General features: G+C 68.7%; 13 protein-coding genes and 2 pseudogenes. 9 read left to right on the top strand and 6 right to left on the bottom strand.

Annotated features, from left to right (window positions below; translation table 11 throughout):
- Nucleotides 1–352: 352 nt before the first annotated feature.
- A complete protein-coding gene (locus ACFKCF_RS38840; protein WP_394500294.1) occupies nucleotides 353–1165 on the top strand; it encodes a class I SAM-dependent methyltransferase in 813 nt (270 codons plus the stop codon).
- Between the two features lie 113 nt (nucleotides 1166–1278).
- Nucleotides 1279–1773, top strand: a complete 495-nt coding sequence (locus ACFKCF_RS38835; RefSeq protein WP_394500293.1) for a hypothetical protein — start codon at nucleotides 1279–1281, stop codon at nucleotides 1771–1773.
- A gap of 181 nt (nucleotides 1774–1954) precedes the next feature.
- Here the strand turns inward: ACFKCF_RS38835 and ACFKCF_RS38830 are convergent.
- Nucleotides 1955–2945, bottom strand: a pseudogene (locus tag ACFKCF_RS38830) (transposase family protein); the annotation flags it as partial.
- A 572-nt stretch (nucleotides 2946–3517) separates the two neighbouring features.
- Nucleotides 3518–4396 (bottom strand): helix-turn-helix transcriptional regulator, encoded by an 879-nt coding sequence (locus ACFKCF_RS38825; protein WP_394500292.1) that lies wholly within the window; start codon nucleotides 4394–4396, stop codon nucleotides 3518–3520.
- Nucleotides 4397–4499: 103 nt separating this feature from the next.
- Here ACFKCF_RS38825 and ACFKCF_RS38820 point away from each other — a divergent pair, with 103 nt between their 5' ends.
- Nucleotides 4500–5195 (top strand): SDR family NAD(P)-dependent oxidoreductase, encoded by a 696-nt coding sequence (locus ACFKCF_RS38820; RefSeq protein ID WP_394500291.1) that lies wholly within the window; start codon nucleotides 4500–4502, stop codon nucleotides 5193–5195.
- 273 nt (nucleotides 5196–5468) lie between these two features.
- Nucleotides 5469–6302: pseudogene (locus tag ACFKCF_RS38815) on the top strand (IS5 family transposase).
- Between the two features lie 341 nt (nucleotides 6303–6643).
- Here the strand turns inward: ACFKCF_RS38815 and ACFKCF_RS38810 are convergent.
- Nucleotides 6644–7189 carry a TetR/AcrR family transcriptional regulator gene (locus ACFKCF_RS38810; protein ID WP_394500290.1) on the bottom strand — a complete coding sequence of 182 codons (546 nt, stop codon included), beginning with the start codon at nucleotides 7187–7189 and terminating at the stop codon, nucleotides 6644–6646.
- Between the two features lie 190 nt (nucleotides 7190–7379).
- On the opposite strand from ACFKCF_RS38810, the gene ACFKCF_RS38805 reads away from it, so the two are divergent.
- The 4 genes from ACFKCF_RS38805 (at nucleotide 7380) to ACFKCF_RS38790 (ending at nucleotide 11936) form a co-directional block, all read left to right on the top strand.
- A complete protein-coding gene (locus ACFKCF_RS38805; RefSeq protein WP_394500289.1) occupies nucleotides 7380–8219 on the top strand; it encodes an oxidoreductase in 840 nt (279 codons plus the stop codon).
- Nucleotides 8220–8322: 103 nt separating this feature from the next.
- The gene (locus tag ACFKCF_RS38800) at nucleotides 8323–9774 is read left to right on the top strand and encodes an aldehyde dehydrogenase (RefSeq protein WP_394500288.1); all 1452 of its coding nucleotides are present in this window, start codon (nucleotides 8323–8325) and stop codon (nucleotides 9772–9774) included.
- A gap of 305 nt (nucleotides 9775–10079) precedes the next feature.
- Nucleotides 10080–11513, top strand: coding sequence for an MFS transporter (locus ACFKCF_RS38795; protein ID WP_394500287.1), 1434 nt, complete (start codon nucleotides 10080–10082; stop codon nucleotides 11511–11513).
- Between the two features lie 141 nt (nucleotides 11514–11654).
- The gene (locus ACFKCF_RS38790) at nucleotides 11655–11936 is read left to right on the top strand and encodes a transposase (RefSeq protein WP_394500286.1); all 282 of its coding nucleotides are present in this window, start codon (nucleotides 11655–11657) and stop codon (nucleotides 11934–11936) included.
- A 136-nt stretch (nucleotides 11937–12072) separates the two neighbouring features.
- Here ACFKCF_RS38790 and ACFKCF_RS38785 read toward each other — a convergent pair whose 3' ends face one another.
- Both ACFKCF_RS38785 and ACFKCF_RS38780 read right to left on the bottom strand, forming a co-directional pair.
- Entirely contained in the window at nucleotides 12073–12435 is a 363-nt protein-coding gene (locus ACFKCF_RS38785) for a nuclear transport factor 2 family protein (protein ID WP_394500285.1), read from the bottom strand.
- Nucleotides 12436–13017: 582 nt separating this feature from the next.
- A complete protein-coding gene (locus tag ACFKCF_RS38780; RefSeq protein WP_394500284.1) occupies nucleotides 13018–14046 on the bottom strand; it encodes an NAD-dependent epimerase/dehydratase family protein in 1029 nt (342 codons plus the stop codon).
- Between the two features lie 87 nt (nucleotides 14047–14133).
- Between ACFKCF_RS38780 and ACFKCF_RS38775 the strand changes: the two genes are divergently transcribed.
- Nucleotides 14134–14979: a hypothetical protein gene (locus ACFKCF_RS38775; RefSeq protein WP_394500283.1), complete on the top strand. Its 846-nt coding sequence runs from the start codon at nucleotides 14134–14136 to the stop codon at nucleotides 14977–14979.
- A gap of 205 nt (nucleotides 14980–15184) precedes the next feature.
- Here ACFKCF_RS38775 and ACFKCF_RS38770 read toward each other — a convergent pair whose 3' ends face one another.
- Complete coding sequence (locus ACFKCF_RS38770) at nucleotides 15185–15310, bottom strand: hypothetical protein (RefSeq protein WP_394500282.1); 126 nt, start codon at nucleotides 15308–15310, stop codon at nucleotides 15185–15187.
- Nucleotides 15311–15393 lie beyond the last annotated feature (83 nt).

Genomic DNA, 15393 nt, shown 5'->3' with positions numbered 1-15393 from the left:
GGTATTGGGCTGCAACTCGCTACTAATCGTTTATCGAGCCACTGAGGTTTTCTCAGTGGTGATCACTTTCAGAATGCGTTGAGAATGCGGGTGAGGCCGCCGATGCGGTTGGGGCTGAGCGTGACGTGCGGCGGGTGCGTCATGGCTGCTTGAGCTCGGCGGCAGTCGCTCGCCGAGCGCGCGCACGTGCCGCTCAGCAGGCGCGGAAGATCGACCGTGCGTTGGCGGAGCCGTCCCCGCGCGCGCATCCGGAGTCGGATTTCGAGGCCGTTCGAGCTGCTCGTGGCCACCGGTTGGTCGGCGAGTCCGACAGCGTAGTAGGCCGGCCCGCCTCCGTGTATCGTCCGGATTCATGGGTGATCTGGCAGGGCGCTGGCGGGAGTTGAACAAGGCGTACTGGGACGAGCGGGTGCCCATTCATCTGGGCGCGGCCTTCTACGACATGGTGGGGTTCCGCGCCCGGCCCGATTCGCTGAAAGACTTCGAGACGGCCGAGGTGGGGGATGTCAGGGGTAAGCGCCTGATCCATCTGCAGTGCCACTTCGGCCGGGACACGCTGTCGTGGGCGGTACGAGGAGCCCAGGTCACCGGGCTGGACTTCTCTCCACCTGCGATCAAGGCGGCTTCACAACTCGCAACCGAACTCGGCATCGACGCACGCTTCCTGACCGCGGACGTCTACGACGCGGTCTCGGCGGTCGAGGGGGAGACCTTCGACATTGTCTACGTCAGCTTCGGGGCGCTGAACTGGCTTCCCGACATCAGCCGCTGGGCGTCGGTGGTCGCTGAACTGCTCGCTCCCGCTGGGTACCTGTACCTTGCGGAATTCCATCCCTTCAGCTTCGTCCTCGACGACGAGACCGCAAGCACGGTCACACACGACTACTTCGATGAAGGTCCGGAAGCCTCGGGAGGCCCCGGCACCTACGCCGACGAGGCGGCAACGACCGAGGACAACGAGACCGTCGAGTGGCGCCACAGTCTGTCGACCGTTGTCTCGGCGATCGCCGGAGCTGGGCTAAGGATCCAGTTTCTTCACGAGCACGACTACACCTTCTACCTCCAACGCCAGTCGCTTGTGCGCCACGACGGCGACATCTACCGGCATCCCGAGGGCGCTCCGCGCATTCCCCTCACCTACTCGATCCGCGCCGAGAAGGCTTGAGCCACTCGATCCAGCGCGGATCGGGTATGCAGGCCCCCGGCTCTAACAGACGTGAAGTCCCTGGTAGGACAGGCCTCTCTCACAAGATCGCCCGCTGAGTCGGAGGCCTCACCTTGGTCATCTATGCTGCCGCGCTCGACATTCCGCGCCACGTCGTGGAGTACCTGTCCCGTCTGCTGGCCGCATACCGACGGCGCATCGGCACTCCGCGCGGCAGTCGCGCGCTCGGCCCGTTCCGCCAGGCCGTGCTGGTCCTGCGCTGGTTTCGCGAACGCGGCTGCGTACACTGCCTGGCCCGAGACGCCGGCGTCTCTCGGGCCACGGGCTACCGCTACCTCCACGAAGGCATCGACGTCCTCGCCGACCAGGCCGCGGACCTGCACCAGGTCCTGGACCGCTGCCAACGCGAGGGCATGATCCACGTGATCCTCGACGGCACGCTGATTGAGTCCGACCGCGTCGCCGGCGTCCGCGACAACGGCGACGACCTGTGGTTCAGCCAGAAACACAAGGCCTTCGGCGGCAACGTGCAGTTCCTGTCCGCCCCGGACGACACCCCGCTGTGGGTCTCCGACGTCGAGCCCGGCTCCACCCCCGTCAGACGCTGAGCGGTCCGCTCGACCGACGTCATCGCACGCGCCTCCCGGCTCAACCCGCCAACGGACGGAACAAACCGAGCGAGACGAACACGCACGCAACAGACGAAGAAGATCACAGCTTCATCAACCCACCCGCTCAAGCTTTCAAGATCATCTCAATGTGGCTTTTGGGCTTATGTGGGCTGCCCCCCAAGAAGTCGACCAGGAACGCGGTCTCGCTGGTCACCGTGGCCGGACGGCCGCCGGCCGCGACACCTTCGGCCCACCGTCCGGCCGGGGTCTGGCCCAGCGTGGCGTGTACCTGGCCGTGGTAGGCGGCCACCGCCAGGGCCAGCCACCGGCTCAGCTCGGCGACGGTCAGCACCGCCGTGGCCTGGCTGTCGTAGCTGCCGCGCTCGGCCGGGTTGGAGAAGGTGGTGCCAGGCAGTTCGTGCACCATCTGCATCATCGTGCCGATCAACCGTTCGGTGATGCCGCCGAAGTGCGGCATGCCCTTGGGCCGGTATGTCAACGTGATGCCGTGCTGCACGCAGCCCCGGCGCAGCGCCTCACTGTGGAATTCCACGGCATTGTCCACGTGGATCTCCTGCGGCTTGCCGCTCATCAGCCAGGCCACCGCCTCCACCCCGAGCCGCTCCAGCCACGGCCGCTTGTCGCACACCGTGTGCGCCAGGCACAGCCCAGCGGACAGCGCCGAGGGCGCCTCCAGCGTGACCACCAGGCCGACCACGCACCGGCTGGCCACATCGATAGCCGCGGTGACGTACGGGCGGCCGATCGGCAGCCGATGCCGCTCATCGACCACCTCCAGATCGACCGGCGTGTAGTCGATCTGGACCTGCTGCAGCAGACCCTCGATGCTCGGCGGTTCCCCGCCCGCCGGTCCAGCACCGGCGTACGACCTCCCGGTAGACCGCCGCCACTGATCGCCGCTGCCGGTCCAGATACCGCGAACGGATCACCTCGGCCATCACCGTCTCGACCGCCGCCGGCACCCGGCCGAGCCTCCGGCCGCCGCTGGAGCGCCGGGGAAGCAGATCTGAGACGACGCCCTCGCCCGCGCGCCACCGGCCCAGCAACACGTACACCTGACGCCGCGAGATACCCAGCTCGTTGGCCGCCGCGTCCGCGGCCGCCCATCCCACCCGCGGCTCGGCGGCCAGCCGGCCGATCACCTTCGAAAAGTGACAGTGTGTGTTGGTTTCCGAAGTCGCGTGCACGGATGCGCGAAGTGGTCTGCACGCCTGCGGGCGTGGTGGTGCTGCTGGCCACCGGCTACCGGCCCGGCGTGGCATACCTGGCCGCCTTGGACGGCGCGCTGGACGGCGAGGGGATGCCGCGCCACCGCGGCGGGGTCCCTGGCCCACCCCGGGCTGGGGGTTCGTCGGCCTGGAACGGCAGCGCTCGTTCGCCTCGGCCACGCTGCGCGGCGTGGGCGCTGACGCCGCCTACGTCCCGGACCGACCAGCCCGTGAGGACGGCATCACCCCCCATACCGGCCTGGATCCGGGCGGGCAAGCTCGCCATGACCACCATCCTGCGAGCTCGCGTCCGCCTCGACTATCGGGTGAACGAAACAGCGAGTTCGTTCCGCTCCCGGAGTGGGCCGATGTTCTGGACCGCGCACTTTCCCGGCCGCTGGCCAGTGACACCCGAGGCCGGGACAGATCCCATACCTCGGGACACACCCGTGAGCGGTCGTTTTCACTGGCGGACTCGACCTCTGCTGGACGAGACCCGGCCGGCCCGAGTGTTACGACGTGGAGAACAGACCGGGCCCCGGAGGCGAGGAGCCGCCGGGGCTGACGCCGTTCGTGACCCGCAGGAACTCCAGCTTTTCCGCATCGACGGAACCCGTGGCCACCGTGTAGACGACGAGCCGGATGTCACAGCCGGGGACGGTGAGTACGTCGCAGTCGCACGTCACCTCGCCAACCTGGGGGTGCACGATGGTCTTGCGAGCCGAGACGTGCAGACCGACCGCACCCTCGTCCCACAGCCGGGCGAACTCCGCACTGGTGGAGCGCAGTTCCGCGACCAGGTCGATCAGCCCACCGTCGCGGGGGTAGTCGACGAGAGCCGTGCGCAGATCGGCGACGAGGGCGGGCTTCAGGGTGTCGCCCTCCTGGAGCACGGGCCAGGCCGCGAGCCCGCTGGGCCCTGCGGCGAAGACCGCCCGCACCAGGTTCCGCTCGACGTGCGTCCGTGCGCTGGGGTCGCCCAGCAGCACTGCCCAAGCGGGAGTCCAGGACAGCAAGGTCCAGTCGGCACTGAACACGCCCACGGGGAACTCCCCGAGGCGAGCCAGCATGCGTTGGACCCCCGCCGGAACATGCGTGGAGATCGTCCCCTCCTGTGGCGGGAGGAGGCCGGCCAGCCGGTAGGCGTAATCGCGCTCCACGGGTTCCAGTTGCAGTGCCCTGGCCAGGCTCGCCACGACCTGCGCCGAAGGGCTCGTGGCGCGCCCCTGCTCCAGCCGCACCACATAGTCGACTGACAGCCCTGCGAGCTCGGCCAGTTCCTCGCGTCGCAACCCCGCCGCACGTCGTCCGGGCCGCGAAGTCCGGCCGACGTCGATGGGAGAAAGCCGGTCGCGCCAGCGGCGCAATGCCGTGCCAAGGGTCTCGTCCACTCGACCATTATGTCCACTGGGCAGCTGTTTTGCCTGGTACTGGCCGTCCTACCCCCGCAGAGGGCACTGGTTGTCCTCTCGCCACTGGCCGAGAGTGAAACACATGACAACAACGTTCATCACAGGAGCCAACAGATCCCTCGGGTACGAAACCGCCCGCCGATTGATCGAGGCCGGCCACACCGTCCTCATCGGCGCTCGCGATCCAGAGGGCGGCCAGGCAGCCGCCGAGGCGCTCGGTGCCCGTTTCGTCCAGATTGACGTGACGGACGACGCGTCGGTGGCCGCGGCCGCCGCCAACGTCGAGGCTCGCGAGGGAGTCATCGACGTCCTCATCAACAACGCAGGTATCTTCGGGACACACAACCCTGCCGACCAGATCACGGCCGCTGACGCCAGCGCGGTGTTCGAGGTCAATGTCGTGGGGATCGTCCGAGTGACGCACGCGTTCCTGCCTCTGCTGCGCAAGTCCGCGAACCCGGTCATCGTCAATGTGTCGAGCGGTATGGGGTCGTTCGCGGCAACCCACGACACCGAGCGCGTCGAGTCGAGGCCCGTCGCGCCGCTCTACACATCCTCGAAAGCTGCCGTGACCATGCTGACCACGCAGTACGCGAAGGCCTGGACGGACGTGAAAGTGAACGCCGCCGACCCGGGCTATACCGCGACCGACTTCAACGGGCACAGCGGCCCGCAGACAGTGACCGAGGGGACCGACGCGATCGTCGAACTCGCCACCATCGGGGCGGACGGACCGACCGGAACCTTCCGTGACCGTCACGGTGAGATGGCCTGGTGATCCACCTCTGAATTCGGGGCGTGCCCGGCACGGAGGGGGAGACCCTGGCAGCCTGCCACGCCATCGGTCACCTCGATCTGTCCTGGACCCCGTCCCCGGCCATGCAGGCTGTGACCGCATCCCCCACCGCACTCGACCGGCTGCAATCCCTGATCCAAATCCCCGGCCACACCAGCCTCGCCGCCGCACGCGCCATCTAAGGGGTCCTTGCAGAATGATCCTTTTGTGGCCCGGTGGAGATGTAGGTGATCCCGTGTTTTGTGGGGTGTGACCATGGCGCGGCGGAAGCCGTGGGAGGTCAGTGACGAGTTGTGGTCGATGATCCAGCCGCTGTTGCCGAAGCATGAGCGGCGTTTCCGGCACCCGGACGTAAGCGGATCGATGACCGCAAGACGCTCCAAGGCGTGCTGTTCGTTCTGTACACCGGTGTCCAGTGGGAGTTCCTGCCGCAGGAGTTGGGGTTCGGTTCGGGTCCCACGTGCTGGCGGGGGCTGGCCGAATGGCAGGAGGCAGGGGTGTGGGAGGAACTCCAGCGGGTGCTGCTGGACGGGTTGCGGGCGGCTGACCGCCTCGACTTCTCCCGCTCCACGATCGATGCGCTCCACGATCGATGCGTCCCACGTGCAGGCCAAGCGGGGGGCCAAGCAGCCCAAAAGTCGGCCCGAGCCCGGTTGACCGCGCACGGCCGGGCTCGAAACACCACGTCCTGACCGACGCCTGCGGCACCCCGCTCCGGGTGTCACTGACCGGCGGGCGCGCAACGACGTCACCCAGCTGTCGCCCCTGGCCGACAGCCTTGGGCCGGTGCGGGGCAAGCGGGGCCGGCCCCGGCCCAAGCCCCGCACGTTATACGCCGACCGGGGCTACGACCACGACGTCTACCGCCGCCGCCTGCGCGAGCGCGGCATCACACCGAAGATCGCCCGACGCGGCCAGCCGCACGGCTCGGGCCTGGGCAAAGTCCGGTGGGTCGCCGAATCCGCAATCGCCTGGCTGCACGGACCCCGCCGCCTACGGATCCGCTGGGAGACCCGAGACGACATGCACGACGCGTTCCTCCAACTCGCCCTCTGCATGACCCTCGCCCGCAAACACCCAGCATTCTGAAAGCACCCCCAAGACGGACGCGGCGACGCCCGCAGACAGCGCATCACAAAAACGGCAGTAAGTGCCCACGGCCCAAGACGCGGTCGCACTGGATCAACTGCTTGGCACAAACGTCCCCATGCCCGATGTAGGGCGAGGGCCGTCGGTTCGACCCCGACAGGTAACTCGCAGATCCGGATGTGCAGACGCGCCCCGGACCGATCACGGTCCGGGGCGTTCGTACGCACCCAAGCGAGTTGTTGCATCCGCAGGGCAATCCGCACGGCTGATGAGAGTTCGAACCGTCGATGGGCGAGTTGCCAGAGGTCGCCTTGGGCCACCGCGGCCGGGCCGGTCGGTCGTCAGGTGGCGCCGAGGCCGCTGAGGAAAGTGCTGGCGACGAGGTCGGCGGCTTGCGGGGGATCCATGGCGGGGAACTGGTGGGCGGCCGTGTCGACGAGTCCGTCGAGGACCGCCCGCGCCCAGACCGCGTCGGTGCCGGCGCGCAGGTAGCCCTCGTCGATGGTGCGGCGGACGAAGGCGTCGAGTCGGGCGCTCTGCTCCTGGCGACGGATGCTGGCCTCGGGGTCCTTCTGCATCATGCGGCGCGTGTCGACAGGCCATTGACGGCTGACGGGGATGATCCCTTCCAGGTAGCGGTGGAGGGCGACCGGAACAGGGGCCTCGGTGAGGCGTGCCTCGTCCAGGACCTGTTCGGCGGAGTCGAGTTTGGCCTGGAAGACGGCACTGAGCAGCGCCTCGCGGCTGGCGAAGCGGCGGTGGACGGTGGTGCGGTCTACTCCCGCGGCGGCGGCGATGGCCGCCATCGAGGTGCCCGGGTCCTCGGCCAGCAACTGGGCCCCGGCCTGGAGCACAGCGGTGAGGTTGCGTGCGGCGTCAGCTCTCATGATCTGGAGATTCTACGTCCAGTGGTCACTTTCGGCGCGCCGTCCAACGTGTGAGTAGCAACACCAATAGAAAATGCCACATCTATGTTGCAGTAATGGGAGATTTCTCTACTATGGAGTGGCAAGCCCGCGCTGGAGCGCTGGGAGAACGACGAAACGACGAGACGACGCACGAGAAGAGGGATGCGCTATGTCACGGACTTGGCTGATCACCGGCGGATCGCAGGGGCTGGGCAAGGCTCTGGTTCTCGCGGCGCTGAGCGCCGGCGACAGGGTCGTGGTGACTTCTCGAAGGCCGGAGACGCTGACCTCCTTGCGGGCCGAGCACCCTGAGCGACTGATGGCGGTGGCGCTGGACGTCACCTCCCCGTCCGACGCCCGGGACGTGGTGGCGACGGCGGTGGAGCAGTTCGGTTCGATCGATGTGCTCGTGAACAACGCCGGTTACGCCACCAGCGGCTCGATCGAGGACTTTCCAGAGGACGAGTTCCGCGCGCAGGTCGAGGCGAATCTGTACGGCGTGGTCAACCTGACCCGGGCGGTGCTGCCAGTGATGCGGGGCCGGCGGTCCGGGCACATCGTGCAGATATCGTCCATCGGCGGACGCGTGGGCGGCACGCCCGGCCTCAGTGCCTATCAGACCGCGAAATTCGCGGTCGAAGGGTTCTCCGAGGTGCTGGCGAATGAGGTGGCCCCGTTCGGCGTCAAGGTCACCATCGTCGAGCCCGGCGGCATCCGCACCGGCTGGGCCGCGGGCGCGGCGGAGCCGTCCGGTCCCGTCACCTCCGACTACGAGGAGACGGTCGGCGCGTGGCTCGCGAGGTTCGCCGAGTACGCCGGCAACGAGCCGGGTGACCCCGACCGCATGGCCCGCGCGGTCGTCGGCGCGGTGGAGGCGGCGAAGCCCCCGCGTCGGCTGCTCCTCGGCAGCGATGCCCTGGAGATCGCCATCAGCGCCGAGGAGGCGCGCCTCGCCGAGGCCCGCGAGTGGGCCGAGGTCAGCCGCTCCACGGACTACCCCGCCGCCTGACCACTTCGTTCCGGTGATGCGCCCGCACGCTCGGGCACCATCGGGAGCTGCCCGACCACCGGAGGTCGGCACAACCACCAGAGCACAAAGGAACCGTGAAGACATGACTGTTCGCGACAAGCTCTACATCGGCGGCGCATGGGTCGCCCCCAGCGACCCGAATCTGCGGATCGACATCCTTTCCCCGCACGACCAGTCCCTGCTGGGCAGCGCCGCGCAGGCCGCGCCCGCCGACGTCGACGCCGCCGTCGCCGCGGCCCGCACGGCCTTCGACGACGGGCTCTGGCCGCGCACCAGCCCCGAGGAGCGACAGGAGATCGTCCGGCGCTACGACGCCCTGCGCGCTGCCCACGCCGACGAGGTCGCTCGGGCCATCTCCGTCGAGAACGGCTCGGCCGGCTGGTTCACCAAGGCCGGCCAGCCCTTCCTGACCCGCCAGGTGAAGGCGTACCTGAAGGCGGCCGAGGAGTTCGGCTGGGAGGAGATCATCGAGCCGTCCGACCCGTCGGTGTCCTTCGACACCATCGTCCGACGGGAGGCGATCGGCGTGGTCGCCGCCGTCATCCCGTGGAACTCGCCGTTCTCCGCAGCCACCGCCAAGCTGGTCCCGGCCCTGCTGGCCGGAAACACCGTCGTCCTGAAGGTCTCCCCGGAGAACTCTCTCAGCATGATGCTGCTGGCGGACCTGTGGCACGAGGCCGGGCTTCCCGCGGGCGTGCTCAGCATCCTTCCCGCCGACCGCGAGACCAGCGAGTACCTCGTCTCTCACCCCGACGTCGACAAGATCGCCTTCACCGGCTCCACCCGCGCCGGCCGGCGCATCGCCTCCATCGCGGGCGAGCACCTCAAGCGGGTCAGCCTGGAGCTGGGCGGCAAGTCCGCCGCCCTCATCCTCGACGATGCCGACCTGGACGCCGCCGTCCAGGGCCTGCGATTCGGCTCCTTGGCGAACAACGGCGAGGCCTGCATCCTCCAGACCCGCATCCTGGCCCCGCGCAGCCGCTACGAGGAGGTCGTCGCCGCGATCAAGGCCATGGTCGAATCGCTGAAGGTCGGCGACCCGTCCGCTCCGGACACCTTCATCGGCCCGATGATCCGCCCCGACCAGCAGCAGCGCGTCATCGACTACATCCACGTCGGCATAGCGGAGGGCGCCCGGCTGGTCACCGGCGGACCGCAGATCCCCGAAGGCCTGGAGAGGGGCAACTACGTCACCCCGACCGTCTTCGCCGACGTCGACAACTCCATGCGCATCGCGCAGGAGGAGATCTTCGGCCCGGTCCTGTCCGTCATCGCCTACGACGACGAGGACGACGCCGTCCGCATCGCCAACGACTCCGCCTACGGCCTGTCCGGCGGCATCTGGACCATCGACCCTGAGCGGGCCCTTGCCGTCGCCCGCCGACTGCGCACCGGCACGGTCACCCTGAACGGCTCCCCGATGAGCTTCGACGGTCCGTTCGGCGGCTACAAGGCGAGCGGCATCGGCCGTGAATACGGCAAGGTCGGCCTGACCGGCTACGTCGAGCACAAGACGATCACCCGCGACCGGTAGTCGCACACCCTGCGACACAAGCACAGCGCAGCCACAGCCCCTGCAGCCAGCGCCCCCGCGCGCCGGACGGGCCCGCCCGCGAAACGGCCCACCAACGACACGGGCCCACCCGCGGCACGGCCCGGCCCGTCCGGCCCCCATCCGGCCGACTGCGTCGCACACCGGCGGTAGACCTTCGGTCCCGCCCATGAGATGCCGGCCCGCACGAATCCGGCCAGGCCCCTCGAGCCGTGGCCGTCCCAATCACGGCGTGCGACTGCTCCCGGCGCCCTTCGCCATCCTCCCGTTCCCCGGAGAGTCATTCCATGCCCAGCAAGTCGCCCCGCCTCACCTTCGCGGTCCTCGCCAGTGGTGCGGGCGTGTTCTCGATGCTGCAGTCGCTCATCGCGCCGGCGTTGCCGACGATCCAGCACGCCCTGCACAGCTCTCAGTCCACCACCACGTGGGTGATAACGGCCTATCTGCTGTCCGCCTCGGTGTTCACCCCGATTCTCGGCCGCGTCGGCGATCTGCTCGGCAAGACGCGCACGCTCGTCGCCGTCCTGGTGGCAGTGCTCGTAGGGTGCCTGCTCGCGGCGCTGGCACCCACCATCGGCGTCCTGCTCGTCGCCCGTGTCGTCCAGGGCATCGGCGGAGCGGTGTTCCCGCTCTCGTTCGGCATCATCCGCGACCAGTTCGAGGCCGGCCAGGTCAGCGGCAGCATCAGCAACCTGTCCGCCGTCATCGCCGCGGGCGGCGGCGTCGGCATCGTCGCCGCCGGGCCCATCGTGGCCGCGCTCGACTACCGCTGGCTGTTCTGGATCCCCGTCGCCATCGTCGCCGTCACCGCCCTCATAGCCGCGCGCTGCATCCCCGAATCGCCTCACCGTGCGCAGGGACACGTCAACTGGCTCGGCGCGCTGCTGCTGTCCGGCTGGCTGGTGGCACTGCTCCTGCCGGTCAGCCGGGGCAGCCGGTGGGGCTGGAACTCCGCCTCCGTGATCTCGCTGTTCGCCGCGGCCGTCGTCCTCTTCGGCCTGTGGCTGCGCGCCGAGTCACGCAGTCCGAGCCCGCTGATCGATCTGCGCGTTCTGCGCACGCGGCCGGTGTGGACCACGAACACGGCCGCTCTGCTGTTCGGCGCCGGCCTCTCCTCGGTCTGGGCCTTCCTGCCGGGCTTCGTGCAGACGCCGAGTTCGGCCGGATACGGCTTCGGTGCGAGCGTCACCGCATCCGGGCTGCTCATGCTGCCCATGCTGATCGCCATGTTCGTCGCCGGTGTCCTCAGCGGCCGCCTGGAGCCACGGCTCGGCGCCAAGCACCTGCTGATCGCCGGTTCGGGCCTCGCCGCACTCGCATGCGCCATCCTCGCCCTGTTGCATGACGAGCAGTGGCAGATCGCCGTCGCAGCGGGAGTCTTCGGCCTCGGCGTCGGCCTGGCTTTCGCGTCCATGGCCAACCTCATCGTCAGCAGCGTGCCCGCCGAGCAGGCCGGCGCCGCGACCGGCATGAACGCCAACCTCCGCTCCATCGGCGGTGCCATCGGAACCGCCATCATGAGCCTGCTCGTCACCAGCCACCTCGCGCACACCGGCCTGCCCTACGTCTCCGGCTACACCCACGGCTTCTCGGTGCTGACCCTGTTCCTCGTCGGCGCCGCACTCGCGGCGGCCCTCGCGCCCGCTCGACACGCCGCCCACACGCCGCGCCGAGCGACCGACAGCCCTGACCCGCAGCCGGATGCGGTCACCCGGGCCTGATCAACGGAACAACCGAACAATCACGACAGCAACGGCAGCAACGGCACACCGCGACCGTTCAGCTCGAAGAACGCGCCGTCCAGGCACAGCAGAGCATGGCTGTGGCGGGCTAGAGGGTGTCTGAAAAGCCGGTCAGCGGGCATGTGGGCTGGTAGCAGGGTGGTTGCGCACTGTCGGGGGCTGGAGTGCGCGGGCTGGGTGCCCGTTACACGACGGATCTGCGTGAACGCGCGCGCTTACTGGCTGCGGGCCCGCTGCGCATGGAGACTGCTGCCGCACGACCTGCCGCCCTGGCAGACCGTGTACCACTACTGGCCGCAGTGGCGGCAAGATGCCGTGTGGGAGCGCATGTTGACCGGGCTGCGCGAGTGCGATCGGGTACGCACTGAAGGACAATTTCGCCGAGTTGTCCGAACGGTCTGAGGGCGGGCCCGGGCTCCAGTGGGGAGAGGCCGGTACCCACCTGCGGGGACGGCTCGTGGATCTCTTGGCTGACGACCGATACGGGACCGCGCAGCGCGGTGCTTAGTTCGGAAAAGACGCCGTAGTAGACGTGGCTCTACGCCGCGTAGACGGGCGCCAGGTCGACGAAGATGCGGTAGTCCGAGATCAGACCGTCGTCGCGGGTATGCCAGATCGACACGGCCACGACGCTGACGTCCTTGCCGTCGAGCCGCCGGTATGTCACCTCGGTCTCGGCAATGGTGTCGGCGTCCACCTGCCACGTTCTGACGAGCCTGTGCGCGAGGCCCGCGATGGTCGCGAAGAACATCCGCAGCCCCTCGGCGATGGCGGCGCGTCCCACCATGGGCTCGGCATTGCCGAACGCCATCCTGGCGTCCTCCGCCAGCAACTGCACGAACTTGCCGGGCTCGAACGAGTCGACCACTTGGAACACGCGCTGTGCCTCATCGTCGGACATGCCGATCTCTCCTCCCGTGGCGAGGGTCGCTGCTCGGGACGTTACGTGGCGACGGGCAAGATGCAACCCCTTCTGAAAACCAGCTGACCGGATCGAGAAGAGCCTGGCCGGTCCCTCAGATATGCCTTTGGGTGGCCATCGGCCTGAGGCCCCCGCATAAGCGTGACAGTGTCGGAGGTCAGAGAGATTTGGAACGGAATCCGGCATTAACGGGGTTCGGTTCCATCGCCCTGCGGCACTCCGCTGACAAGCAGCCTGACGCCCGACAGCGGGACACCTCGCTGCCCTGCTGTGCCGCAGGCGTTCCCATCTACGAAGCCCCCTCCAATCTCCCTCGACCACGCGGGCTTCACCACGCTGCTGCACGAGGGGCCGCCGTCGGCGACAGCATCCGCATCGCCGACGTCGCCCGCCTGTTCCGCATCGCGGCGCGCTTGCGCTTGCGGCCGGCCGGCGACAGTTTGGCGAGCTCGGCCAAGTAGCCGGACCGGTGCGGCGCTCAGCTCGCCGATCTCCTCGCCGTGGTGGGCGCCGCAGTCCTCGCGTCGCCCGTTCCGGACGGCCGGCCCCCGACCGGGGAGCTCAGTTGCCTTCGGACAGTCGGGCATCCCACGCGGCCAGCACCTGCTGCTCCTTCTCGCCGGCGAGGCCGAGTGGCGGGACGCCGGGCGCGGTCCGGACCTCGCCGCCTGACCGCAACCACTGCCAGGTGTCTCGGACGGAGTCACCGAACGGGCGGGTGCGCAGTCCTGCTGCTTTCGCTGAAGCGCCGGACACGGCCCAGAACCCGGCGGTGTCCGGTACGTCCGGGATCCACAGGGGAAGCTCGGCCCATGGCAGCACCCCTTGCGAGAGCAGGAAACCCTCATCCACCCACACAGGATCGGCGTCCGAACCAGTTGCCTGCACGCACTCGCCGACCAGCCGGCCCATCGTGGTGTTCGGCCCGTCCGGGACGACATTGTGGATGCCGCCGGCCTGCGCCTCGACCTGGTCCAGTACGAAGGCCGAGAGATCACGCACGTCGATCAGTTGCAGGCCGCGCCCCGGGTCGCCGGGCGCGATCACCCGGCCGCCCTCGGCGATCCTGGCGAGCCACCACGGCAGCTGGCCCAGGTTGTCGTGCGGTCCCACGATCGACCCGGCGCGCGCGACCAGGCAGGCGTCAAGCCCGTAGGTCTGTTCGACCGCCAGTTCGCAGCCGCGTTTGTGAACGCGCAATTTCTCGAGGTCGGCAGGGTCGCCGTCCTGGTCCGGCACGCCAGGCCAGGTCGCGGCCGACTCGTCCAGCGAAACAGTGTTCCAGGCCTGGTAGACGGCGGTGGTCGAGACGAACGCGTAGAAGGGGGCGGAGTGGGCCATTGCCTGTGCGGTGCGCAGGACGTGCGCCGGCACCTGGCCGCCCGGGTCGATGACCGCGTCGAAGCTCCGCCCGGCGAGTAGCTGGACACCCTCGTCTGTGGACCGGTCGCCGCGAAGCGCCTCGACGCCGTCGATGTCCTTGCCGGTCAGCCCGCGGTTGAAGGTCGTGATCTCGTGTCCCCGGCCGAGGGCGTCGCCCACGATGGTGCGTCCGACGAACGACGTTCCGCCAATGACCAATAATCTCATGTTTGCACCTTCTGGTCGCCGTTGACAACAGATGTTGTCGCCCGCATCATGGTGGTGTCGTAAACAAGTGTTGTCAAGGGGGTCGCCGTGCGAGACACGTCCGACGCGCAACGCGCCGATCTGACCACCGCCGTTGAGCAGCTTGCGTGGAGGGCGGTGCGGGAAATGCTGCAGCTCAAACCGGATGCGGGGCCTGGCTCCGATGCGCCGGACGCGGACTTGCGGCAGATGTGGCTGGCCACGCTGACCTCATTGCTGGCGATCCGGGACAGCGCGGACCAACTTGCGGCGTCCGCCGCGCTGTCGGCGGCACAGTACGGCGCCGACTATCCCGCGATCGGGGACGCAGCCGGGATGACCAGGCAAGGCGCCCGGCGCAAGTGGCCGGGGCTGGCCGGGCTCAGTGATGAACGACAGCGCAAGCTCGCCTGGTGGAAGCGCCGCGGGGACCAGTTCGCGCAGTGTGTCCGTGCCGTGCTCATGGCATCAGAGGAGACATCAGAACAAGCGCCACGCCTGGCCGCCCTTCGCAACCGGCTCGACGAGATCGAGCAGACATCACCGGCGCAACGCCTCGACGCCTTCGACATGGCGCTAGTGGACGCGCATGCGGTGGCGGTGGGTGCTCCCTCGCCCGCCGAGCGCACCGCGGCGCGTGCGAACGGGCTGCTCGCGGCGTTGACCGCTGACGCGTACGCGGCCATGAACAGCCACTCGTCCCTGGTGATCCGTGAGGACCTCGCCTGCGGGACGGACGACTGCGCCTCGGAGCCGATTGTGGAACTCTGGCACCCTGACTTCGGTCATGGGTCCGTATCGGCCTGCCGTGAGCACGCCATAGAGGCTCTTGGGCAACCGGCCATCAGGATTGTGGCCGCTTGCCGGCCAGATGTCGCGCTCTCGGTGTTCGCCGAGGCGTACGGCGAAGGCTGAAGAGGGCGGCGGTAAGTGCGCACGGGCCCGGGGTGCAGGTCTGCGGCGAATGCGTCCCCCTCGCGGATGAGATCGTCGGCGGCCCAGCACGAGCCGGGCCGATCGCGCGCTGCAGCGTGGACCGGCGGCTCATCGGCTGATGAGGCCCTTGTTCTTGCCTGTGGGGATGACGAGCTTGGCCGCGATGTCGGGCACCGCCACGCCGCTAGCCCGCAGCGCGCGCATAGGCGATCATGTCGTCGAACACCTTGGGGCCGATCACGCGCTGGTATGGGACGGCTTGCTTGATGGTGCGGGCATAATCCATCGCGTTGGCGAACTCCGGCCGCACTGTGATGCGTGTGCTACTGCACAGGCAAGTAGGCTGGCCGCGCTGCCGCACCCGCATCGCCTCACTCGCCCACCCGAAGGTGA

It is taken from the genome of Nonomuraea sp. JJY05, assembly GCF_043496855.1.
Lineage (GTDB): Bacteria > Actinomycetota > Actinomycetes > Streptosporangiales > Streptosporangiaceae > Nonomuraea.
This window is presented reverse-complemented; position numbering and strand designations above follow the sequence as displayed.

Coding starts and splice junctions, on each gene's coding strand:
- ACFKCF_RS38840 (WP_394500294.1), top strand. CDS start 353: ATGGGTGATCTGGCAGGGCGCTGGCGGGAGTTGAACAAGGCGTACTGG.
- ACFKCF_RS38820 (WP_394500291.1), top strand. CDS start 4,500: ATGACAACAACGTTCATCACAGGAGCCAACAGATCCCTCGGGTACGAA.
- ACFKCF_RS38810 (WP_394500290.1), bottom strand. CDS start 7,189: ATGAGAGCTGACGCCGCACGCAACCTCACCGCTGTGCTCCAGGCCGGG.
- ACFKCF_RS38805 (WP_394500289.1), top strand. CDS start 7,380: ATGTCACGGACTTGGCTGATCACCGGCGGATCGCAGGGGCTGGGCAAG.
- ACFKCF_RS38800 (WP_394500288.1), top strand. CDS start 8,323: ATGACTGTTCGCGACAAGCTCTACATCGGCGGCGCATGGGTCGCCCCC.
- ACFKCF_RS38795 (WP_394500287.1), top strand. CDS start 10,080: ATGCCCAGCAAGTCGCCCCGCCTCACCTTCGCGGTCCTCGCCAGTGGT.
- ACFKCF_RS38790 (WP_394500286.1), top strand. CDS start 11,655: ATGTGGGCTGGTAGCAGGGTGGTTGCGCACTGTCGGGGGCTGGAGTGC.
- ACFKCF_RS38785 (WP_394500285.1), bottom strand. CDS start 12,435: ATGTCCGACGATGAGGCACAGCGCGTGTTCCAAGTGGTCGACTCGTTC.
- ACFKCF_RS38780 (WP_394500284.1), bottom strand. CDS start 14,046: ATGAGATTATTGGTCATTGGCGGAACGTCGTTCGTCGGACGCACCATC.